Genomic DNA, 23,972 nt, shown 5'->3' with positions numbered 1-23,972 from the left:
AAAGAACCTGACAAAGGAGTGCGCCCAAATGAGGTGTGCTCCTTTTTTTGTTTGTTTAAAAAATCAATATAATTGGTGTGTTAGATGTTTTGCTAGTGTCGGATAAGTTTGGCACAGCGCTTGCCTAATACAATGCATGGTATGCAATGTAACTATATATAACTTCTCGACAGCGCTTGGTGCCCAAGCCCGTTATTCTAGCATGTGGGATAAAAAGAGCGACATCATCTTTTTTTCCTTCGACGGGACAGGGAACCTCGCCAGTAGATCTATGTTTTCCGTAGTTAGCCAGAAAGATATGAGCACATCTTTTACTACGGTTTCTATCTTTTTCGAGGCGTATAGCATTATAAGTAGCTGCATTGCATACCGCTTTATTTCAACGATTCCCCGTATGTTGGCTAACGTTACTGCTTTGTATCATCAGCAAAGGCTTTTGATTGTCAGGCATAGTGTTGGCTTAATTCGATTCCTGTTGTCATGCAAAGCCACGCGGAAGGAGTAAATGTATGTATATTTCCTCGCATAACTCCTTCCGCTGGCTTGCAGCAAGAATTTTCCTGATAGGCATTGGCCCGCTTTTTATTCTTTCCGTGGCTCTATGCAGTCGGGTTGTTCAAAACTATCTGGACGATGCTGCAGCTCCCGCACTTCGATACGCGCAGGCAATGATGGAGAACAAAGAAGTTCTTACAACGCAGGCTATGCGTCGGAAACTGTCAATGCTGCTTCCGGATGGCCAGTGGATAGTCCAAAATGAATCCCAGAAAATAACAGCTTCAAACATTGAAGATACAGATGAGCAACAACGACTGGTGGAGGAAGTTCACAGTCAGAATGGTGATCATTCAAGCTCAATATACGCCCCCATGTTGCCACTACCAAGCTCCAGCGTATGGCTTCATGTGTTTGTACCGGGATCTGGCAGTGTCTTTTACGGAGTTTCTATCGAGTCACTGCTTCCCGGTGCAACCTTTTCATTCGGTCTGTGCCTGACATTGTTCTTCTCCCTTCTTATTACAGCCATTTTTAACTCCATAATTTTCTCAAGCTTTGTTCATGAAAAACTCGCTCAGGAGACGCTGTTGCGGGAAAAACTTGAGCAAAAATTAATAGAGGCCAACAGGCTGTCTGCTCAGACAAGGGTCGTTGCCGGAATCGCACACGAAATTAATACACCTCTTGCCATCATTATTCAGGAAGCAGGCTGGGTTAAGGAGTTGCTCGAAGATCTTCAGGAGCAGGTAGCGCTGGTGGAGAAAGAACCAAGAAAGGTCTTGTGCGGAACATTTTCAGAAATGGATGCCTCATTGGATGTGATGCGCAAACAAGGAAAGCGATGTGCTGAAATAATACATGGTTTGCTCAGGATGTCGCGTAAGGGCGCAGAGAATAAAACGGCAGTTGATGTGAATAGCGTTGTTGAGGATGTTGTGCACCTTTCACAGCCGAAGGCTGCGGAACTCGGGATTAAGATCAAAACTCAATTTAATGCCTTTGTGCCTGCGTATGCATCAGCAGGACATGTCCAGCAGATCTTATTGAATGTCATTAACAATGCCATTGATGCTGTTGCCGTAAGCAACAGGGAAGAGCGGAACGTTATTGTTTCTACCTTCAGTACAAAGCACGCGGTTCTTATTCGTGTGACCGATACAGGGCTCGGGTTGTCCCGTGAGCTTAAAAATAGAATCTTTGAACCATTTTTCACCACCAAGGCAGCTGGGCAGGGCACCGGTCTTGGATTGTCAATCTCCTATTCTCTTGCAAGACGAAACGACGGAAACCTTTCTGTGCAATCAAGTCCCGATAAAGGAAGCAGCTTTACACTGACTTTACCGGTGGCAGCTGTAGATGCTCTGCCTGCGTTGTAAGCGTTCAGATCAAGGAGGAGTAACCAAATGGAAGAACTGAAAATTTTATTAGTCGATGATGAGCCGGATTTCTTGTCCGTAATCGCGCGCAGACTGGAACGGAGAAATGTTTCTGCAAGCGTTGCATCCTCCGGCTTGGAAGCGTTGGAAATGTTGAAAGAAGAACCTGTAAAAGTGGTTGTTTTGGATGTGAAAATGCCGGGCATTGACGGCATTGAAACATTGCGTCGGATCAAAGAAATGATGCCTGACGTGGAAGTAATTATGCTGACAGGTCACGCAGATCTGGAGGTTGCGATCAGTGGAATGGCTCTTGGTGCCTATGACTATTTGTTAAAACCTGCAGATATCGATGAGCTCATGTTTAAAGTTCACGATGCAGCAAATGTACATAATTCACATCGTTCTTAGCATCACGCACCAGAACTTGTGGTTAGCTATCTAGGAGGAAGTTATGAGGAAATTTTATGCTGTATTAATGGCAGCTTCGCAGGCGCACGCGAGGTGGGAATTAGAGGTTTCACACAGTATATTGCGAAGTAAAAAACGCATGCTGATTTTGTTGGCACTCGCGTTACCGGCTATTCTTGTGTCATTGGCAGTGGCTGGCGATGTCATGCCTGCAATCTTGGGTGGAAAAAAAGCGTATACACCTGCCTTTTACACACCCGGAATCTTTGCAGTATCAATCGTAATCGGGCTTTTTGCGGGTCTAATTACAGGATGTATCGGAGCCGGTGGAGGATTCATTATTACTCCGGCTCTCATGAGTGCTGGTATTAAAGGTATCTTGGCAGTAGGTACCGACCTTTTCCATATTTTTGCAAAAGCAATTATGGGAACTGCGGTTCATAAAAAGTTAGGCAACGTGTCCCCGAAGCTTGCGGTAGCCTTTTTAGTAGGCTCCTTATGCGGCGTTATAGGTGGTGGTGTTGTAAACAGAACACTTTATGAAATTAATCCGGTATTGAGCGACACCTTTATCAGCGCAATATACGTTGTTCTTTTAGGTTTCCTTGGTTTCTATGCAATGAATGATTTTCTGAAGTTGCGCAAAAAAGACAACAGTGGCGATGCTCATGGTTCAGGATCTGCAGATGGACAGGGACTTTCATCTAAACTGCAAGCCGTTAATTTGCCGCCTATGATCACGTTTGATGAAGACCTGGTACCGGGTGGAAAGCAGATTTCCGGTGTATTTGTTGCTATGTGCGGTGCCTTTGTCGGCTTTGTTGCAGCGATTATGGGCGTTGGCGGCGGTTTCTTAACCTTCCCTATGTTCGTGTACATTCTAGGTGTTTCCAGCTTCACAACTGTTGGTACTGATATTTTTCAGATCATCTTCACCGCAGGATTTGCTTCCATCACACAGTACGCCATTTACGGCTTTATCTTCTACACACTCGCGATGGGCATGCTTATAGGCTCCTTGCTTGGTATTCAGCTTGGTGCGCTCACAACACGTGTTGTAAAAGGTATCTACATCCGTGGTTTTTATGCCACAGCTATTTTGGCAGGCTTCATTAACCGACTGTTTGCTTTGCCTGCAAAGCTTCAGGAAATGGATATGCTGGATATTTCCCCTGAGTTTGCAAGAGCACTGTCAACATTCGGAAACTATGCATTTTTTGTTGTGGTCACTATTTTCGCCCTTTGGGTAATTACAAAATTTGTCACCAACATACCAACACTGAGGAGGGATTAGTGATGCTGATACGAGATCGTAAAAATTTCATGCTTGGTCTGGCGATGGCCATAAGCTTCGGTTGTGTTTTTGCGTCATTGTTTATGCCTTGGTACGGTCACGGTAGGTGTGCATTCCAAGCCTCGGATGATTTATTCAATTCAATTTCAAAAGGTTCTACACATTATATTGCCTCGTTGAGAGAGCATACTCAGGCAGTTGAAAAGACATCAGTAGCCGTTTCCTTAACGTATAGCAGTCAGGAAGTTGCTCAGCAGGCAATGATGTTGCTTGAAAAAACAGGCAATGTTGTAATGAAAGACGAAAAGACTCTAGAGTATTCAGGTTCTCTCGGTGCGATGCTATCGGCCGCAATTACAGATAGTGATACAGCGTTTTATAATGACGCAAATGCGTTTAGGGATAAGTACGGTTTGCTTCCTAAAGTTGTGATGTACAGATGGTGGCAGACTCTCAAAGAAACAGAAAGAGCACTAAAACGCCAAAAAATGTTCCCTGAGGCTGTTGTGGTAAATTCTGTTGTCGTGAAAGGGGTTGAAGTCGGGTATAACTACTTTGGAATTGAACCGAGAAAAGCATCCAACAGTTATGGAATCCTGTCGTTTGCTCTGGTCTTCTATGTGCTGTACACATTATGGTGGGGTTATGCCTTATTCCATTTATGTGAGGGCGTTGGACTCGCAATGAAAGGTGGTTCAAAAAAGGAAGTGTAATGAATGAAGATCCTTCATCAAGTTTTATATTGCTTGAAGGGACTTGCTGAAAAAACTCAACGCCTCTTCTCTCCTGTCGACAATAGGGGGGAGGAGGCTTTGCAGCAAGATTTCATCAAAGCAGCGTCTAACTTTAAGCGCTTAATAAGTGCGAACAATAAAGCTCTGGAAGTAATGGCACAGATGGAGCTGGCATTAGCCGAAGGGCACGAGTTTGACGTAACGTATGTGCGAACTCAGGTCACGCGCGTCAATACCGCCGTGTATCAGCTTATTTCATGCATTGAAGGGTATTCTCCTGAGAAGTTTGCTCCTGTCAAAAAGCGTTTTCAAGAAATCCAAAAAACGTTGAACAATGAGCTGTTGAACACTCCTTCCAGTATTGAAAGTCCTCTTGTCGTACCTTTTTCTGAAATAACAGCCGGTGATGCATTTGTTGTGGGGGGAAAAGCCGCTAATCTTGGTGAACTGAAAAATAATATTGGTGTGCCTGTTCCAGACGGAGTTGCAACAACGTCCAATGCGTTCTGGGTGTTCATGCGCCATAACGAACTTCATGATATTTGCGACCGTAGATTGCGACAGGTGACATCCCAGTCTCTCACCGAGCTTTATGCTGCCTGCTCAAAGATTCGTCAGGATATTGTAAAGGCTCCTGTTCCAGGAGAAATTTCTTCTGAGATTTTGCGTCTGGTCAAAGAGTTAGGCGATCCTTCGTCACAGCGTTTTGCTGTCAGAAGCAGTGCTGTTGGCGAAGATGGTCGTCATCACGCTTTTGCTGGGCAGTATCTTTCCCGTTTGAATGTTTCCTATGATGAACTGCTTGCTGCGTGGAAGGACGTCGTTGCCTCTAAATATTCTCCTGAAGCGGTTGCTTATCGTAAAGCTAAAGGTCTTGCCACACGTGACCTTGCTGTGTGTGTGGCTATTATGCCAATGCAGAATGTGGTTGCGGGAGGGGTAATTTACAGTACGGACCCTATTGATTGTTCGCAGGACGTCTCAACAATTCATGCAGCCCATGGACTTCCCAAAGGTGTTGTGGATGGCAGAGTTGCGGCGGACATCGTAAAAATGCGCAAAGAGGGAGGAGCGGGGACGGCTGTTGTCGGGCAGGATATCCTTAACAAAGAGAAACAGTACATATCTGTCGACGGAGGCGTCGAGCTTGTTTCTGTTCCCCAAAATATGCAGTACGCTCCAGTTCTGACATTGGATGAGCTAAAATTATTACAGAGATATGCTTTGAAGATTGAAGAGCATTACGGCTGCCCTCAGGATATTGAATGGGGACTGACTGAAAACAGGGATATTATATTCCTTCAAAGCAGGCCGTTGTCACAATCTCCATGCATAGAACATTCGATTGAGGTGACTGCGCCGTTGCTTCTTTCCGGCGGCGATACGGTATCTACCGGTATTGGATATGGAGAGTTGGTCTTTGTTCAACGGGAAGTTGATGCGCTGACATTTCCTGAAGGTGCTATTCTGGTTGTTCAATATGCATCTCCACGGTGGGCTCCGCTTCTGTCAAAAGCAAATGGTGTTATTTCCGGAACAGGTTCCCGTGCGGGGCATCTGGCAAGTGTTGCAAGAGAGTATGGAGTGCCGGGAATTTTTGGTGTCGGAAATGTAGATAATCTGGTTTCATACAAGGGAGATGCCACTCTGGATGCACCATCCCGAAAGGTGTACGCTGGAAAAGTGGAAGAGCTGCTGGCATTATGGAGTAAGCAGCGTAGATCAATGAAAGGAACGCCTGTTTATGAGATGCTTGCTTCGGCAGTAGAAAAAATTGTGCCGTTGCATTTAACTGATCCGACCAGTCCTGATTTTACGGCGGAAAACTGCACAACGTTGCATGACATAACGCGATTCTGTCATGAGTACGCAATTGATGAGATGTTTCGCGTTGGACGGGATATGCATATTCCATCAGGCAAGACCAAGCAACTTTATGATAACCGTCCCATGCAATACTGGGTTGTAGATTTGGACGACGGATTTATTACGCATCCAGCAGGCAAATATATAACATTTGACAATATTTCTTCTACCCCGATGCATGCCATCTGGAAAGGTATGACAGCAGTAAAGTGGGCAGGGCCGCCGCCAGTAAATGCTAAAAGTTTTTTATCGATTCTTGCGGAATCAACATGCGATCCGTCCCTTGTTCCGGATGCATCTTCTGTCTACACCATGCGAAACTATTTTCTCATAAGCAGTAAGTTCTGTTGCTTGCAGTTCCGGTTTGGCTATCATTTCTGCACTGTTGAAGTTCTTGGCGGGGATGTTCCTGCTGAAAACTTTATTTCAATGAAGTTTTCCGGTGGGGCGGCTGATTTGCAGAAAAAGAACGCAAGAGTTCGTCTTCTTGCAATAATTCTTGATGAGTATGACTTCAGGGTTACTGTTATCAGAGATAGATTGTCGGCGCGATGTGAAAATATGTCTGAAGAAGATATAATGCGGAGACTATATGTTGTGGGGCACTTGCTCATGCATACCCGCCAGCTGGATATGATCCTGCATTCAGAACAAGCCTTTCAGAACGTTCTGCTTAAGCTGCGAAAGGAGCTTGCTACATTGCTGTAGTGCTAACGGCGTATTGAAGAGGGCGGTAATGATGATTTTATCATGTGTTTTTATAAAAATTCGGGAAACCGCTTTTAAGAAAAAGGGACAGCTTGATGCTGTCCCTTTTTCTATGGTCAGGATTGTGTGGTTTAGGGGGTGACCCCTATTTAAAGTTATAGTTATTCATGGTCACTTTTTTTATCGAGTTGAGTTGAAAGCCGGTCTTTAATGGTAAGCAAAACTTTGTGGCAGGTAACGAGATCTTGTTCAGGTATACCCTGTATCAGTTCCTTTTGTATGCCAATGGCAACAGACAGCATTGAGTCCAGTAACTCATCAGTCTTTTTGCACAATTCGACAAGTTTTACCCTTCGGTCTTTTTTAGATGGCTTGCGACGGACCAAGCCGTCACTTTCCAGTCTGTCCAGCATACGCACAAGAGTTGGTCCCTCTATGCCTATATATTCGGCAAGTACTTTTTGGGAGACTGGCTTTTCAAAATCGTTCAAAGCTAAAAGAACTGTCCAGCGAGCATTACTGACGCCAAGGTGCATGAGGCGCAGATCGATTAGTTGGCGCCAAATCTTAGATACTTCACAGATTGTGAGCCCAAGTTTTTGACCGCCTTCTCGCGGAGCACTACGTAAAATGTCTCGTAATGAAGCTGACATCGCTAATTCCTGTTATAAAAAAGAGCTGAAAGTACAACAAGCCATACTATCAGCTCTTTTTTTCAATTTTATTTATTTCTTATCTTTTTTAAACATTCTTTCCGTGAACGCGATAATAGCGCGATAGAAAGAAGGTACAAAAAGAGTTGCAATAAATGTGGAGGCAAGCATGCCGCCGATAATACCTGTACCAATGGAGTGACGACTGGCTGCACCGGCGCCGGAGCTGATAGCCAGAGGAACAACACCAAGAATAAAGGCAAGCGATGTCATAACAATTGGGCGGAAACGCATTTTAGCAGCTTCTAAAGCGGCATCATAGGCACTCATGCCTTCTTTGTGCAGCATGGAGGCAAACTCGACGATCAGAATGGCGTTCTTGGAGGACAGACCTACAAGAGTAACAAGCGCAATCTGGAAATACACGTCGTTTGCCAGTCCTCGACCATAGTTGGCAAGGATTGCTCCAAAGAGTGCAAATGGTACCGCCATGATAACAGCCAAAGGAAGACTCCATTTTTCATACTGCGCTGCCAGAATAAGGAATACCATTAACAGACCAAGGATAAACACTTGGCTGGAGGTGCCGCCGGTAGCTTTTTCCTGATACGCGGAGCCAGTCCACGCAAGAGTGTAGTCCGCTGGCAGGGTCTCCTTAACTACTTCTTCCATAGCTGTCAGTGCCTGACTGGAACTGTAGCCGGGGGCTGGGCCTCCAAGGAGTTTTGCAGCAGGGAATACGTTAAAACGTTCCACAACCTCAGGGCCTGTAATCTGCTTTACAGTCACCAGTGCTGTCAGTGGGATCATGTCCCCCTTGTCAGAACGTACATACACGTTACTGATGTCTTCAGGTGTACGGCGGTAGTCAGATTCTGACTGGATTTGTACCTTAAAGGTACGACCCAGTTTGTTGAAGTCGTTGATATAATACGCACCGAAGGTTGCCTGCATTGTTTCAAATACACGGCTTACCGGCACTCCCATAGACTTAGCTTTTTCTCTGTCTAGCCTGATATCCAGCTGCGGAGCATTAACACTGAAGTTTGGAGTAATCCTTGAAAGTTCAGGGCGTTTAGCCGCAGCCTTAACAACCATGTCTGCTTTTTGCGCAAGGTCGCGTACGCCTTTGCCGCTTCGGCTTTGCAGGTATGCTTCAAAACCACCGGTATTACTCATGCCGGAGATAGGAGGCATGTTGAAGGCCAGTACAAATGCGTCCACAATAGAATAAGTGTCGCGGAAGATTCCTTTAACAATATTAAAGGAAGAATTTTTCTCGCCACGCTCTTTCCAGTCGTCAAGAGTAATAAAGGTGGTGGACATGTTGGACTTCATACTGCCGGAGAACAGATCAAGACCGGCAAGCGAAATTGTACCTCGCACACCCTCAGTGCTTAGAACACGTCCGACGAGATCGTCTGTAACGGTGTTATTTCGTGACAGGGAAGCTCCATCAGGCAGCATTGATATGGCGATCAGGGTTCCTTTATCTTCATTCGGTACAAGCGCACTCGGAACCTTTTGGAAAAGGGTCCATGTAGTTGCAATAATCACAGCGAAAAGCGTTATAGTGATAAAGGAGCGCTTCAGCAGCAGGCGTACACCGGCAGTATATTTCCTCGTAACATTTTCAAAGAAACGGTTGAACCAGCGGAATGGTGCCAGAGGCTGACTGTGATTTTCTTTCAGAATCAGTGCGCATAATGCAGGTGTAAGGGTAAGCGCTACTATGCCGGAAATAATAACAGATACTGCAATCGTAACCGCGAACTGTTTATACATTTCACCTGCAAGGCCCCCCATAAAGGCAACTGGGATAAATACTGCACACAGTACCAGAACAATAGCAACTACAGGGCCAGTAACTTCGCCCATTGCCTTGATCGTGGCTTCCTTCGGCGGCAGTTTATCCGTGCTCATTATTCGTTCTACGTTCTCCAGCACAACAATGGCGTCGTCAACTACGATACCGATAGCCAGAACCAGACCGAAAAGCGTAAGCGTATTGATGGAGAAACCAAGTACATACATGCCTGCAAAGGTACCGATAATAGATACAGGTACAGCCAGACACGGAATAAGTGTGGCTCGCCAGTTTTGCAGGAACAGGTAAATAATAGCAAATACCAGTATGAACGCTTCAGCAAGAGTATGCACTACCTCTTCTACAGAGATACGTACGAATGTTGTTGTATCGTATGGAATGGAGTAGTTAATGCCATCAGGAAAGCGTTGGGAAAGCTCCGCCATCTTATCAGAAACGGCTTCAGCTGTTTGCAGTGCGTTGGCCCCCGGAGAAAGGTAAATGCCAAGTGCAACTGCGGGCTTACCATTATTTTTGGCACGCAGTGAATACGTTTGTGCACCAAGCTCCAGACGGGCTACGTCTTTAAGACGGAGAATTGTTCCGTCGGAATTGGCGCGCAGAATGATTTCCCCGAACTCTTTCGGATCTGTCATACGACCTTGTGTCGTAACAGTATAGCTCAGTTCTACAGGAGAAGTGAGTGGATCTTTACCAATGGCACCGGCTGCAAACTGCGCGTTCTGTTCGCGGACAGCTGTAGCAATATCGGAAGGTGTGAGTCCGAGCTGTGCAAGGCGGTCAGGACGAATCCAGATACGGATAGAATAGTTCTGCGCACCGAATACGACTGCGTCACCTACACCAGAGATTCGTTTTAAGTCATCAATAATGTTAACAAGAGAGTAGTTACTCATATATACAGTGTCGTATTTTCCTTCTGGAGAGAAAATACTGATTACCTGCAACATGTTGGAAGATTTCTTACTTACGGTAACACCCTGACGGCGTACTTCTTCCGGTAGAGAGGTAAGTGCAGCCTGCACTCTGTTGTTAACGTTAATAGTGTTCTGGTCAGGGTTGGTACCTACAGCAAAAGTAACGGACATACTCAGTGTGCCGTCTCCGGAACTTACTGAACGCATGTAGAGCATGTTTTCTACACCGTTAACCTGTTGCTCAAGCGGAGCCGCAACTGTTTGTGCAATAACTTCTGCACTGGCACCCGGATAGTTCGCCTTGACGTTTACTTCTGGCGGAATAATGTCCGGAAATTCGGCGATAGGCAGTACCTTCATCGCCAGCAGACCCGCAAGTACGATCACTACAGAAAGTACTGTAGCAAAAACGGGGCGGTTAACAAAAAAACGTGCGAACATTACGCGTCCCCTTGGGCGGTTGCTTTAGCTGGAGCTGGATTAACAGGTGACCCCGGACGAACTTTAATGATGCCTTGGGAAACAATACGTTCCCCCCCCTGTAAGCCTTCTTTAATAATAAAGCTGGTACCCATGGTCTCGCCAAGGGTGACAGGACGAGGAGAGGCGACGTTGTTTTTATCAAGCACGTAAACAAGCGGTGCGTTACTTGTGAACAGTACAGCGCTTTGTGGTACGGAAATAGCTTTATTAAGAATGGCGCCTTTAATAATTACGCGTACAAATTCACCCGGAAGCAGTAATCCTTTTTTATTTTCAAACTGTCCGCGCATGCTGATAGTGCCTGTTTTTGGGTCGACCATTCTGTCTGCAAAGTTAATTTTTCCTTCTTCATTCAAGAGGCTGCCGTCTGCCAGTTGCAGTTGCAGAGTATAGCCATCTTTTGCAAGTCGGGCGTTGCCGTTTGCCATCATGCGGCGCATAGCCAGATCTTCTGTGCCCGGAATGGAGAAGTTAACATACAGTGGGTTGAGCACTGTGATTGTGGTCAGTAGGCTGCCGGATTCATCAAGGGTAATGAGACTGCCTTCTGAACGGGTTTCTTTACTGGTGATGCCGGAAATAGGTGCAGTTACCTCAGTGTAATCAAGGTTGAGTTTAGCTTCGCGAACACGAGCCTTTGCTGCCTCTACACTTGCAAGAGCACTGTCATATGCTGCCACAGTATCGTCATATTCCTGTGCGCTGACGACTTTTGCATCACGCAGGGAAGCTGTACGGTCCCGTTCAAGTTTGGCATTTTGAAGTTTTGCTTCAAGTTTTGCTAAGTCGCCTTTTGCCTGATCATATGTAGCCTGAGCAGGTTTAGGGTCGATTTTAAAGAGCACATCGCCTTCTTCTACCCAGCTACCTTCAACGTAGGTACGCTCCAATAAAATACCACCAGTACGGGCACGTACTTGTACTTCTCGAGAGCCGGCAGTTTGTCCAACATACTTACGAGTAAGTGGAACGTCACCGTTAGCAACAATAGTTGTAGCAACCATAGGCGGCGGAGGTGTGTTTGCTGCCTGTGATGCAGGTGTGTCGTTGCTGCATCCGCTGGCAAACAAAGTCAGAGACAGAAGTGCACACACTGTCAGTAATAAGACATTCCTGTTTGTCATTCTGGAAATCCCTCCTAATGGGATATATAAAATCATTAGCATGCTAATTAATAGGTTGGTAGTCAGTACTGATACAATCAGCAATGCTGTTGGTCAAGGAATGAAATATCAATTTTATGGAAATGGATATTTAATAGTTATGAGGTGTAAGATAAAAGTCGTATAAAAAGTGAACCAGCTAGTTGAATAGGATGACATTGAGACTGAAAATGCCCCCTTAACCGTCTGTCGAGGGAGCATTTTTGTGTAATAATTTCGTGAGAAGTTAGTACTTGTTGGTATGAAAAAAACTTACTGGAATGGTGAGGGGCAAATGGTAGCAGCACTTCTTTTCCTTGTTACGCGAGAGCAGCGGAGGAAATATGAACTGGTGGTGGGGGGGGATTTTAACAATGCAGAATAAGACTAGAAGGTGAAGAAAATACACTACAGAGTAGAGGGGGGGGGGGAGGCTATAAACCAGTGTATATGGCAGCGGAAGTAGGGCTTTCTTTTACAACAATCTTGGAAAGGCCCGGCAGGGTTGGCTTCAATTTATTCCACACCCACACGGCAATATTCTCGCTGGTCGGATTTTGCAGTCCTTCAATGTCATTGAGGTAATTATGGTCAAGTTGGTCAATTACCGGCTTGGCCGCGGCCTTAATGTCGTTGAAGTCGATCACCCAGCCAGAGGTTTTATCAACGGTACCTGAGACGTATATTTCTGTAACGAACGTATGCCCATGCAAATTGCCGCATTTGTGTCCCTCGGGCACATTCGGCAAACGGTGGGCTGCGTCAAAGCTTAAGGAAACGTAAATTTCCATGGCTCTCTCCTATGGAATTCCAATATATTTATGCGTCTGTAAACTCAGTTTCCAGACAGGGTTTTCACGGCATGCCTCAACGGCTAACTGTGTCGCAGCTGAGCGTTGCAGGCTATCTTTAGGCTGGAGATAAAAATGCTCAAAATCAAGATTCTGAAAATCAGCAAGGGAAACATTTTCTTGCGGCCATACCAACTTAAGCTCACTACCTGAAGTTACACTTAACTGGGTGCCGGCTTTGGGGCTTACAGTAATCCAATCGATTCCTTCCGGTAAAGGGAGTGTGCCGTTAGTTTCTATGCCAATCTCAACTTTTCGTTCCTTCAACAGGTTGAGCAGTTCGGAAGTTACCTGTAGCGCAGGTTCTCCACCCGTAAAAACAACATAAGGAGTATATTTGGTGTGTTGAATATTTGGGAATGTATTTATAATTTTTGAGGCAAGCTCTGAAGCGCTGGCAAATGTTCCGCCTGATTCAGCAAGCTGTACAAAATTTGTGTCACAGAATTTACATGCGGCATGTTTCCGGTCTTCTTCCCGTCCCGTCCAGAGATTGCACCCGGAAAAGCGACAGAATACGGCAGCTCTTCCAGCATGGAAACCTTCTCCCTGCAGAGTATAGAAAATTTCGGTAACCTTAAAAGACATTACTTTTGCTTTCCTTTTTCGAACTGTTCCCATCCTTTTGCACGCAATTCACACGCAGGGCAGGTTCCGCAGCCGTATCCCCATGCATGTAATTCAGTTCTATCGCCTAAATAACAAGTATGGGTATGCTCCCGCACAAGATTAACAAAAGGTTTTCCGCCCAGCTCGTCTGCCATTGTCCATGTGGCAGCTTTGTCTATCCACATCAGCGGGGTATGAATGACAAAGCGGGACTCCATGCCTAGGTTTAAAGCAACCTGCATGGCTTTTATAGTGTCATCACGGCAATCCGGATAGCCGGAAAAATCTGTTTCACAAACCCCCATGATAATGTGGCGAATTCCCTGCCGGTAAGCATAGGCTGATGCCGCGGTAAGAAAGACAAGGTTTCGGCCGGGAACAAACGTAGTTGGCAGTCCGTTTTCACCCATCTGAATTTCGACTTCTTCAGTAAGCGCTGTTCCGCCAATTTCATTGAAGAGACTGATTTCCAGCACTTCATCATGCGTCAGGCGCTGTCCCCAGTTCTTTCTGATATCACGGATCTCGGACAACACATTTTTACGGCAGTCCATTTCGATACTATGCCGTTGCCCGTAAGAAAATCCAATGGTCGCTACGCTGTCAAACCGTTCAAGAGCCCAGGCAAGACATGTCGTAGAATCCTGACCACCTGAAAAAATCACCAATGCGGAGTTGTTCATCGAGAGTCTCCATCTCGTTGCCAATATATATAAAATAAAATCAAAGAGTACTTTTTTAGTTTCTTCTTCATAGAGAAACTGACTTGAAGTGGCACTGCAAAATGTTTTCACAGCGCTCTCGTCATGCACGTCATATCGTGTAATTACTGTAGGTGCAACCGCTGGAATAGGGGATGAAAAGCGATACTGCCTTCATCTATAAAAAGCATATTAGGGGACGTTTTGATGATAGGCGTGTAATAGATATGGCCATTTCTCTTCCCAGCCTTTGGAGTGAGAGCAGCCAGAAATGACGTTTACAGCAATGTGGGCTCCAGAGGATCTTTTGATAAAAGATTTGGCAATTTCTACTGGAATGTTTGAGTCTTCTGCACCCACGTAATGTGTCTGGGGGATGTTACGTACCGCATGAGTATAGTTTTCGGGGGGCAGCGAGCCGGAAAGAGGGGAGATATTATGCAGCCGAGTCCATAATGAAATATTAAGATTGCCGGCTACGGTGCGGATTGAAGCGACATCTTTCCGTTGTGCTGCAAGTAATATGGCCACACCTCCCCCTCCGGAGTAGCCCACCAAATGTAACCGTCGAGCACCGCTTTCTGTTTTGATTTGAGTCAACGCATTGTTCATGTCATTGATAACGTCAGGACTCATACGGGCAGAGGTCCAGTCGCGTGTTGTGCATGTTCTAAATCCTGACGTGCCTGCTGTATATTGGCAGGGGCGGGCAAGATATACAACGTTGGGCGTAGGGTCTTTTACGGCTAGAGCAAGTGCCAGCGGTGGTACGGGCGTAGGGTCGGAGGATGGTCTGGTTCGCGTGAGCCATGCCCGACCGTCGCCTTCTATGTAAACTGTAAGGTCATCGCTCGGAGCGAAACGGGTGTACGCTACTATGTCGAAGGTGGGGGCAGTGTAGACATGGCGGATAAATTTGTTCTCAGTTGCTAGTTCTGTTGCCGTTGGAGAATGCAATGCGCAACCGGCTGCACTGAACATAAGGATTGTGACAAGAAGGCGGTGCAGTAATGAGGATGGGGAGAACATGGAATGTCTTATATATTTCTTCTCTAAAAAAAACAAACGGGACGTTTTCGTTAAGCGTCCCGTTTGTTTTTTTATTTAGAATTCATAACTCATTTTAACTGTGCCACCCCAGCTATCCATGTGCGCGCTGCCAAGGTAGTCTGCGGTAAGGTCAAGTGTAACGACGTCTGATACTTGCCAGCCTAGTCCAAGACCGAGGTTTATTTTGTCGGGGTCATTAGAAACAGCACTGCTTGAGAGTGCTGCACCGCTGTTTGCAAATTCTGCATTGGTGCTGATTTCCTCTTGTGCCCAATCATGAACCCAAGCCGCATGCATTTCTGGTTTGAAGGCATTAAAGGTGGCGCCGAAACGGGCACCCAGAGTGCTGGTGAAAACGTTGTTGTAGGTGTCGTCTACAATAAGGTTTGAAGAGCCGGCACCGGATTCTTTATATGAGTCTATGCTTATGTACGAGTAGGCTAAGCCAATATATGGAGTGATAGTGATGGGATTTGAGGTGAAATTGAAACTCTTGCCGAATTCACCACCTAAATTGAAGGTAGACCCATCGAAGTCTGCTTTGGCCTGCAGGCCGAGTTCTGTCATGTACCGTTTTGCTTTGTAGTTATTAAAGCCATAAGAAATGTGGGCATCAAGATACATATCGTCGCCAAAAAGTTTTTCGCAATATACGGTCAGCAGATTGCTATCTACTTCGTTATTGTTGGAAGAACTTTTGGAGTCAACGTCTGTATATATATAGGAGTATGCAAGACCGAGGCGGAAGTTTTCAACAAGTGCCTTGTCTACACCAAAGGTAAGTCCGGTCGTGTTGGCATCATAGCCGTTGCTGTCGTTATGAGCAGTTTCGGAGGAGACGCTTCCGAATCCTTGGCCCCATATTTTCCAGCTTAATTCTTCACTACCGGATGAAAGTCCAGTTGCCTCGTTCGAGGCAAGAGATGCAGAGCGGGCCGCAAATAATCGTCGTGTAATTACGCCTTGAGCTGCGTAGCCAGCATCGCGTACGGCAGAAATGACCTCCGACATTGGTTCGGCATGTGCTTGTTTCAGAGCTTTTTTGGCTTTTTCTATGCTCAGACTGGCTAGCTTTCCCATGCTGACGTTATCGTTTTTGAATGCTGTTTTAATGGCATGGGCGTCTGTAATATTGATGCCTTGTTGCACCAGATATTCATCGGAGACAGGTGCAACCTTCAGCTTAAGGCTGCCACTTCCTTTGATGAGTTCATAGGAAGAAAATAAACTGGAAATCTTATCCTTTTTGTTGGAAAGGGTCGCGCCAGCGTATGATGATGCTTCATTTGCAATGATTAATGTATAGAGTTCGTTGGTTACTGTATCTTTTATAGTAGGAAGTATTACAACGTTCTCACCCATTGTAACGTTATCCCCGATGAGTGATCCATGCTCATTCGAGGTCAGTGTAACCTTGATGGTTGAGTTTGGCATAAATATGCTGTTAGGGGCTTCCAGCTCATTTGTACCGAGATCAAGAGTTGCGCCTGAGTGCAGCGTCAACGTGTTTTTTATGCTGTCACCAAATGAACCGTTTCCTAAGGCCAGTGTCCCCTGATGTATGGAAACAGAACCGAAGTTGGCATTGATATCTTTGTCGATTACCCATATCCCAGCTCCGGTTTTTTGGAGGAATTTCCATTTGCTGCTGATTTCAAAGTTAACAGTGCCGGAGTCGGCTAAGTAGAGTTCTGCAAGTCCGGAAGAGTCTGTCGTAACACTTCCTGTAATGTTTGTTCCAGTCTCAAGATAAACTTTGGAATTTCCAGCAGCAAAGATAGCACTGCTGACATTAATAGTACCTTGGTTATGCAGAGTGCTGTCGTGAAGCACTACTCCTGTACTTGGCGCGCTTTCTGGCAGCTCTTCTATTTTGCCGTAGTTGTATACAGTTCCGTTTGTGACGTAGACGATATTTGGGTATATGGTAGGCATGCCCATATACCCCTTAGCGGTTATCGTTCCATAGTTTTTTAGTGTTCCGTCAGTGAGGTTAACAGCCTTGAGACCATGGATATTCTCAGAATGAATCAGACCGTAATTTTCTATGATCGCGTCACTGCCTGAGGTAGAGGCATCAATTACAACAATTGGTGCAGTGTATGGACCACCTTTAACGATACCTTCTTTAGCATTAATGAAGTGTTCGCCAGTAGAAAGCTTATATCCCGTTGGATTATTTTCTATAGTTCCTGAATTTTCAGTAGCCCATATTGAATCGGCAAAAAAAACTATGCACAGCATTGTGCATAGCCCTAAGATAAAACTTGATGGTCGTTTCCATGCGACAGTTTGTTGCTCTATACTATTTTCTCTAAGGGGCAACATAGTATTCTCCGTTTCGTATTGCAGTGATGTGAAGTAGCACCGTTTTTTGTTACGTGGTCATGTTCTTTGAGCGTGTGGGGCGAAAACGCCCCCCTTGCGTCGCTAGTGGCTTCTTTTTTTTGGGATAGGGCCTTGCGAACTAGTTGATCTCTTAGCGTATAAAAAGACTCATGTCTGTCCGGTAAACCCCCTACACAGGTAGTTTTTTGTAAAATTTTTTCGAAAGAAGCGGGGGAGTGGTGGAAGAGATTGGAAAAATCTACTAACCTTTGAGATAGGATTCTTTATTCTGGCGCTAATTTCAGCAGCGGTACGAAGGAATCGTATTTTATATTTCTTCGATAAAAAATAAACGGGACGTTTTCGTTAAACGTCCCGTTTGTTTTTTATTTAGAATTCATAACTCATTTTAACTGTGCCACCCCAGCTATCCATGTGCGCGCTGCCAAGATAGTCTGCGGAGAGGTCGACGGTAACGACGTCTGATACTTGCCAGCCCAGTCCCAGACCGAGGTTGATCTTGTCGGGATCATTTGAAACAGCACTGCTGGAGAGCGCTGCACCGCTGTTTGCAAATTCTGCATTAGTGCTGATTTCTTCTTGTGCCCAATCATGAACCCAAGCTGCATGTATTTCGGGTTTCAAAGAATTAAAGGTTCCGCCAAGACGGGCGCCCAGAGTGCTGGTGAAAACGTTGTTGTAGGTGTCGTCCACAATAAGGTTTGAAGAGCCGGCACCGGACTCTTTATATGAGTCTATGCTTATGTACGAGTAGTCTAAGCCAACATATGGAGTAATGGTGATGGGATTTGAGGTGAAATTGAAACTCTTGCCGAATTCACCACCTATATTGAAGGTAGAGCCATCGAAGTCAGCTTTGGCCTGAAGGCCGAGTTCTGTCATGTACCGTTTTGCTTTGTAGTTATTAAAGCCATAAGAAATGTGAGCATCAAGATACATATCGTCGCCAAAAAGTGTTTCGCAATATACGGTCAGCAGATTGCTATCTACTTCGTTATTGTTGGAAGAGCTTTTGGAGTCAACGTCTGTATATATATAGGAGTATGCAAGACCGAGGCGGAAGTTTTCAACAAGGGCCTTGTCCACACCAAAGGTAAGTCCGGTCGTGTTGGCATCATAGCCGTTGCTGTCGTTATGAGCAGTCTCGGAGGAGACGCTTCCGAAGCCTTGGCCCCATATTTTCCAGCCTAATTCGTCACTACCGGATGAAAGCCCAGTTGATTCATTTGAGGCCAGAGCGGCTGAACGAGCTGTAATCAATCGTCTTGTGATTACGCCTTGCGCTGCATAACCCGCATCGCGGACAGCTGAGATAACCTCTGACATTGGTTCGGCATGCGCTTGTTTCAAAGCGTCTTTAACTTTTTCGATGCTCATACCGGACAATTTGTTCATGCTGACGCTGTCGTTTTGAAATGCACTTTCAACGGCACGAGCATCTGTAACATTAAGGCCTTTCTGTGCAAGCTCTTCATCAGATACTTTGTCCACTTTGAGGCTCAGTTTGTTACTTTCCTTGATCAGTTCATAATAAGAAAACAAGGTGGATATTTTATTTTGTTTGTTGGAAAGGGTTGCACCAGCATATGAAGATGCTTCAGTCCCTTCAATTAGTGTATAGGTGATGCCCTCCGCAGACTCTATATTGGTCGGGAGTATTACTACATTGTCACCCATTGTAACGTCTTGCGCAACCAGCACTCCATGCCCTTTCAGAGGGAGGCTAACCTCGATAGTTGAATTTGGCATAAATGTGCAGTTAGGGGCGAATAACGTTTGTGTCCCGAGATCAAGTGTAGCACCAGAGTTTACGATCAGCTTTTGTATGCTCCTGTCAAACGAGCTGTCTCCTAATGCCAGTGTTCCTTGACTTATGGTAAGTGAACCGAAGGTTGTGGGGATAGCGTCGTTGAGATGCATATCCATTACCCATACACCGGTTCCGGTTTTTTGGAGAGACTTCCAGTTGCCTGCCATGGAGAAGTTTATAGTGCCAGAACCGTCCAGATAGAGCTCTGCTTGCCCTAAAGTGTCAGCTACAACCAGCCCAGCCCTAATAATGTCTGTTCCAGCTTCCAGATAAACCTTGGAATTTCCGATAACTTCGATAGCTTGTGGTGTAAGAATTTTACCACGGTTATGCAGAACTGCATTGTCGAGACGTATGCCCATAACTACAAGGGCAGCGTCGGGTTGTTCAATTGTTCCATAGTTATATATAGTTGCGTGTTTGCTATCAATGCCCACGGGGCCCAATAAATTACTCCCAGGGTAACTAATAGCTTTGATTGTCCCATAGTTTTTTAACGTACCGTCGTTAAGGCGAACTCCGATAGCCTGAAGATCATTTTGAGCAGAAATCATTCCATAGTTTTCTATGATTGCGTTTTCTCCGGACGTAGAAGCATTAACTCCAACACTGGGCGTGGGCACTGACCCTCGTTCACCTTTAACTACACCATCTTTAGTATTAATAAAGTGTTCACCAATGGAAAGAGTATACCCTTTTGGAGCATTCGCTATATTTCCCGAATTTTCAGTAGCCCATATTGAATCGGCAAAAAAAACTATGCACAGCAGTGTGCATAGCCCTAAGAAGAAACTTGATGGTCGTTTCCATATGGCAGTTTGTTGATTTATATCATCCTCTGTCAGGCTCAACATAGTACTCTCCGTTTCGTATTGCAGTGATGTGAAGTAGCAGCGTTTTTTGTTACTTGGTCATGTTCATGTGTGTGGGGGGCGAAAACGCCCCCCGTTGCGTCGCTAGCGGCTTCTATTTAGGGGGGGCTAGGGCCTTTTGCAGCGAATCAGTTGATCTCTTAGCGTATAAAAAGACTCATGTCTGTCCGGTAAAACCCCTACACAGGTAGTTTTTTATATAAAATCTTCGTTGAAAGAAGCGGGGGAGGTTTGTATAGTCGTACGCTGACTGATTTGGACCCTACGTACTACTTACCGTGAAAAATTTTAGGACACGAGAAGACATTGAGATTCGTTAACGCCGTACCATGTGCTACAAAGCTGCCTTGCATGATTACCTGTATTCTGATTGCAGTAATTTTATTGGCAACTGCGGGTAACGTGACTGCGAGTGAAAAAAACGGCAAAAGCCCTCGTGCAACGTGCGGTGTGTTTGACCTGCAAGGGTATCCTCTTGCGAAGGGCGAGGCGGTAGCTCTTGATGGGGAATGGGAGTTTTTCTGGGGACGTCTGTTGACGCCTGAAGACTTTCAGCTCGGACAACCTGTACCGGAATCTTCTGGATATATGTCTCTGCCTGGAAGATGGACAAGCCATAAGAGTAAAGGACAAGCTCTAAGTGGTACAGGGCAGGCCACATTTAGATTGCGGCTGTTACCAGCTCACAATACTGGCCGACTGAGTTTGCGACTGTTTGATATCCATGAAGCCTATAAACTGTGGGCCAACGGCGTACTTGTCGCTCAGAGTGGTGTGCCGGGGATATCCGCAGAAACTGAGGTGCCTGTCCGGTCGCTGCACCTTGCGGAGCTTGCTCTGAATGGACATCCCATTGAACTCATCCTTCAGGTGTCAAATCATCATTTTCGTTTTGGCGGTGTGACTGATTCCATAATGGTGGCGCTTCCTGGCACGTTGGAAAAATTTCGTGCCCGAGACTGGGGGCTGGCACTTTTTTTTGCCGGATGCATGCTGATCATGGGTGTCTATCACCTGTTCTTGTTCTTTCTGCAAAAGCGTGATCCGGCTCCTTTATATTTTGGTTTGTATTGCCTGCTTGTGGTCGGGTATAGCATCACGTCAAACACCTCCCAGTGGGTTGCCTCCGTTATTTTTCCATGGTGGCCTCCTGCCTCGATGGAGATTTTCTCATTGGCCTGTTTTGTGATGTGGCCATCGTTGCTTTTTCGCTTTTTAAAAGAACTTTACCCTGATGAATTTCATTCGTGGCTGCACTATTTGCTGGACGCTAGAATAGTCATCTTTTTCTGTTTGCAGATCCTTGCTCCCGGAGTTCCGCTTTACTGGTTCATTGCTCTATGTCTTTTGCAAACTATGGTTTTCGCGACCTACTATTTGCATCGACTTGTTTTATGTATTCGACGTGGGAGAAGTGGTGCCAAGTTTCTGCTAATAGGGTTAGCTATGCAGTTTCTTGCTGGTTTAAACGATTCGTTGACGCATTTCGCAATTATTCAATCAATATATCTTGCAGAACCGGCAGTGTGCTTGTTTGTGCTGACACAGTCGATGGCGTTGGCTGCACGGTTCTCGGTGGCATTTGACTCCGTTGAACGGCTTTCTGTCGAGTTGGAACACAAAAACGAAGCGCTGCAGTTTGAAATGGAAGAGCGAAACAGGTTGGGGCAGAAAGTTGTCAGCATCAGTGAAGAGGAACGCCGTCGTATCAGTCATGAACTGCATGACGGTCTTTGTCAGCAACTTACCGGTGCCCGTCTTCGAGCATCAGCACTGGCACATAAATACGCGGGAAGTGATGACGCGCAGGCATTAGCAGAATTGGCCGACTTACTTAATACTTCGACAGATGACGCGTATCGCACCTCTCGCGGACTTTGGCCTGTGGAACATGACACTTCTCAGGCTGGTCCTTCGCTCGAGAGTCTTGTTCGCAGTATAACGAAAGCTACCGGCATCAAAGTGACCTTCGAAAAGGAATACTTCTGCAAAAAATGTATGAATCCGAATGTTACCCCTTTATATCGCATCGCACAGGAAGCTCTCACAAACGCAGTAAAGCATTCTCAGTCGCATTGTATTCAGGTCAGACTAATCTGTCATGGAGATGGGAAGATTAAGCTTTCTGTTCAGGATGATGGCATCGGTTATGATGTTGCTACTTCTAAGGGTGAAGGACTTGGTACAAGCATAATGGCTCATCGAGCAAAAATAATCGATGCGGAACTTCATATTATCAGCTTTCCTCAAAGTGGTACTTATGTATCCTGCGCAGCTCCATGTTCTGTACTAACTATCTCTAATCAAAATTCAGAGAGGAGTGCCTCGTGACGACACAAACTCCCCTTGTTGCTCGAATCCTGCTTATTGATGATCATCCGGCTGTCCGGCAGGGACTTCGTATTCTTCTCGCAACGCGCAATCATCATATCAGTGCAGAGGTTGAAAGCTGTATAGGAGCATTAGCTGTTCTGGAAAATGAAGAAGCTGATGTCGCTTTGCTTGATCTGACATTGCAAGACGGCAGCGGGTTGGAGTTGCTTCCCGAGCTTGAAGCACGCGGCGTTTCGGTTGTTATTTATTCAATGCATGAAGATCCTGATACCATTAACCGTGCGTTTCGTCTTGGCGCACTCGGCTATGTTACCAAGCGGGAAGAACCGGAAGCATTATTTGAAGCTATCGATACTGTAATGCGAGGAAAACGGTACATGAGTCCTTGTGCAACCCAAAGCCGAGAGGAGACGCAAGGCGAAGGCCAACAGATTGAAGATGCGTTTAGTGATAGGGAACGAGAGATATTTATCCTGATGGGCAAAGGGGCGAGTAATGCGGAGCTTGCTGAGACCTTTGATATCAGTCCCCGTACTGTTGAAACGTATTTTTCCCGGATGGTTAAGAAGTTGGAATTTAAAAATTTACGGGAATTACGTAAGTTCGCCATCTCGTCAGCTCTAAAAGGGGCGTAGGTGTTGGGAGGCGAGTTTGAAAAATCGGTATTGCTACTTAGTAGTCAAATGTTGTTGTACTGACATTTTCTATTGCAATACGGAAAAAATTGTTTGACATACGATATTGATAAGCATGTTTTTGGTAACAGAATGTTAGATTGTGGTAGTTGTGAATCTATTGTGATTTTAAAAAAGTGGCCTGTGAGTGTTGTAATAATATTTTATGTTTGTATTAGCATAATAAAATAGTAAAGTTTAATTGCAGTGCTAGTTTTTTAATTATTATAAATTGTTGCTTGATGTGTAATTAACTAGAATTAATAATGTGAATATATAAAGTTAAGTTGTGTTTAAAAACGCCCTACTGCCCTCTTTAGTGCATTAGGGCGTTTTTGGTAAGAAAAATAGTGTGTTAACTAAGTCGTAAAAAAAATATATACAGTAAAACTGATAAAAAGTTCTAAACAAAAGCTCTAATGTATTAGAACAGTAAAAAAAAGGAGTTGCTGTATATGTCAAGTAATACTGAGTATATAGGCACATCTGGTAATGATACCATCAAAGTAGCCAACGGAACTAACACCATTACGGGTGGCTTAGGTGATGACACTCTGGAGGGTGGCTTAGGCTTTGATAACTATGTTTATAACCGTGGTGATGGTCATGATATTATCCATGACAATGCTTCAGCAATATCGTCGGGGTCTGCCTACAATGATAGAATAATATTTGGAGAAGGAATAACAGAGGATGATCTTGTTTTTTCTTTAGACGGTAGCGATCTGGTAATTACGTTTAAAGGAACAGAGACAGATTCTATTCGAATTGTTGAAGGGCTAACAACGTCGTTAAAACAAATCGAGTATCTT

General features: G+C 45.3%; 16 protein-coding genes and 1 pseudogene. 8 read left to right on the top strand and 9 right to left on the bottom strand.

Annotation, left to right across the window (positions count from 1 at the left end; translation table 11 throughout):
- Window positions 1-509: 509 nt before the first annotated feature.
- The 5 genes from F461_RS18385 to F461_RS16715 all read left to right on the top strand — a co-directional run bounded on the left by F461_RS18385 (window position 510) and on the right by F461_RS16715 (window position 6,887).
- Complete coding sequence (locus F461_RS18385) at window positions 510-1,874, top strand: sensor histidine kinase (RefSeq protein ID WP_019999292.1); 1,365 nt, start codon at window positions 510-512, stop codon at window positions 1,872-1,874.
- A gap of 27 nt (window positions 1,875-1,901) precedes the next feature.
- A complete protein-coding gene (locus F461_RS0100975) occupies window positions 1,902-2,285 on the top strand; it encodes a response regulator (RefSeq protein ID WP_019999291.1) in 384 nt (127 codons plus the stop codon).
- Window positions 2,286-2,328: 43 nt separating this feature from the next.
- Window positions 2,329-3,579, top strand: coding sequence for a sulfite exporter TauE/SafE family protein (locus F461_RS0100970; RefSeq protein WP_019999290.1), 1,251 nt, complete (start codon window positions 2,329-2,331; stop codon window positions 3,577-3,579).
- Window positions 3,579-4,292: a hypothetical protein gene (locus F461_RS0100965; RefSeq protein WP_019999289.1), complete on the top strand. Its 714-nt coding sequence runs from the start codon at window positions 3,579-3,581 to the stop codon at window positions 4,290-4,292. The genes F461_RS0100970 and F461_RS0100965 overlap by 1 nt, the downstream gene beginning before the upstream one ends.
- A 99-nt stretch (window positions 4,293-4,391) precedes the next feature.
- Window positions 4,392-6,887: a PEP/pyruvate-binding domain-containing protein gene (locus F461_RS16715; RefSeq protein WP_162139277.1), complete on the top strand. Its 2,496-nt coding sequence runs from the start codon at window positions 4,392-4,394 to the stop codon at window positions 6,885-6,887.
- Window positions 6,888-7,048: 161 nt separating this feature from the next.
- Here the strand turns inward: F461_RS16715 and F461_RS0100950 are convergent, their stop codons facing one another.
- The 9 genes from F461_RS0100950 to F461_RS0100910 all read right to left on the bottom strand — a co-directional run bounded on the left by F461_RS0100950 (window position 7,049) and on the right by F461_RS0100910 (window position 20,134).
- On the bottom strand, window positions 7,049-7,540 hold the full coding sequence (locus F461_RS0100950; protein WP_019999286.1) for a MarR family winged helix-turn-helix transcriptional regulator: 492 nt from the start codon (window positions 7,538-7,540) through the stop codon (window positions 7,049-7,051).
- Between the two features lie 72 nt (window positions 7,541-7,612).
- Complete coding sequence (locus F461_RS0100945) at window positions 7,613-10,726, bottom strand: efflux RND transporter permease subunit (protein WP_019999285.1); 3,114 nt, start codon at window positions 10,724-10,726, stop codon at window positions 7,613-7,615.
- Window positions 10,726-11,892 (bottom strand): efflux RND transporter periplasmic adaptor subunit, encoded by a 1,167-nt coding sequence (locus F461_RS16710; protein ID WP_019999284.1) that lies wholly within the window; start codon window positions 11,890-11,892, stop codon window positions 10,726-10,728. Before F461_RS16710 ends, F461_RS0100945 begins: the two co-directional genes overlap by 1 nt.
- A 452-nt stretch (window positions 11,893-12,344) precedes the next feature.
- Complete coding sequence (queD, locus tag F461_RS0100935; RefSeq protein WP_019999283.1) at window positions 12,345-12,701, bottom strand: 6-carboxytetrahydropterin synthase QueD; 357 nt, start codon at window positions 12,699-12,701, stop codon at window positions 12,345-12,347.
- Window positions 12,702-12,710: 9 nt separating this feature from the next.
- Window positions 12,711-13,349 carry a 7-carboxy-7-deazaguanine synthase gene (gene queE / locus F461_RS0100930; RefSeq protein WP_019999282.1) on the bottom strand — a complete coding sequence of 213 codons (639 nt, stop codon included), beginning with the start codon at window positions 13,347-13,349 and terminating at the stop codon, window positions 12,711-12,713.
- Window positions 13,349-14,053 carry a 7-cyano-7-deazaguanine synthase QueC gene (gene queC / locus F461_RS0100925; protein ID WP_019999281.1) on the bottom strand — a complete coding sequence of 235 codons (705 nt, stop codon included), beginning with the start codon at window positions 14,051-14,053 and terminating at the stop codon, window positions 13,349-13,351. The genes queE and queC overlap by 1 nt, the downstream gene beginning before the upstream one ends.
- Before the next feature lie 210 nt (window positions 14,054-14,263).
- Window positions 14,264-15,100 (bottom strand): alpha/beta fold hydrolase, encoded by an 837-nt coding sequence (locus F461_RS0100920; protein ID WP_019999280.1) that lies wholly within the window; start codon window positions 15,098-15,100, stop codon window positions 14,264-14,266.
- Between the two features lie 75 nt (window positions 15,101-15,175).
- On the bottom strand, window positions 15,176-17,449 hold the full coding sequence (locus F461_RS0100915; protein ID WP_073021059.1) for an autotransporter family protein: 2,274 nt from the start codon (window positions 17,447-17,449) through the stop codon (window positions 15,176-15,178).
- 390 nt (window positions 17,450-17,839) lie between these two features.
- On the bottom strand, window positions 17,840-20,134 hold the full coding sequence (locus F461_RS0100910) for an autotransporter family protein (protein ID WP_019999278.1): 2,295 nt from the start codon (window positions 20,132-20,134) through the stop codon (window positions 17,840-17,842).
- Between the two features lie 369 nt (window positions 20,135-20,503).
- Here F461_RS0100910 and F461_RS0100905 point away from each other — a divergent pair, with 369 nt between their 5' ends.
- The 3 genes and pseudogenes from F461_RS0100905 to F461_RS16705 form a co-directional block, all read left to right on the top strand.
- On the top strand, window positions 20,504-22,483 hold the full coding sequence (locus F461_RS0100905; RefSeq protein WP_019999277.1) for a sensor histidine kinase: 1,980 nt from the start codon (window positions 20,504-20,506) through the stop codon (window positions 22,481-22,483).
- Window positions 22,480-23,121 carry a response regulator gene (locus F461_RS0100900; protein ID WP_019999276.1) on the top strand — a complete coding sequence of 214 codons (642 nt, stop codon included), beginning with the start codon at window positions 22,480-22,482 and terminating at the stop codon, window positions 23,119-23,121. The genes F461_RS0100905 and F461_RS0100900 overlap by 4 nt, the downstream gene beginning before the upstream one ends.
- A gap of 494 nt (window positions 23,122-23,615) precedes the next feature.
- Window positions 23,616-23,972 (top strand): annotated as a pseudogene (locus tag F461_RS16705) (hypothetical protein); the annotation flags it as partial.

This window comes from Halodesulfovibrio aestuarii DSM 17919 = ATCC 29578 (assembly GCF_000384815.1).
Taxonomy (GTDB): Bacteria; Desulfobacterota; Desulfovibrionia; order Desulfovibrionales; family Desulfovibrionaceae; genus Halodesulfovibrio; species Halodesulfovibrio aestuarii.
This window is presented reverse-complemented; position numbering and strand designations above follow the sequence as displayed.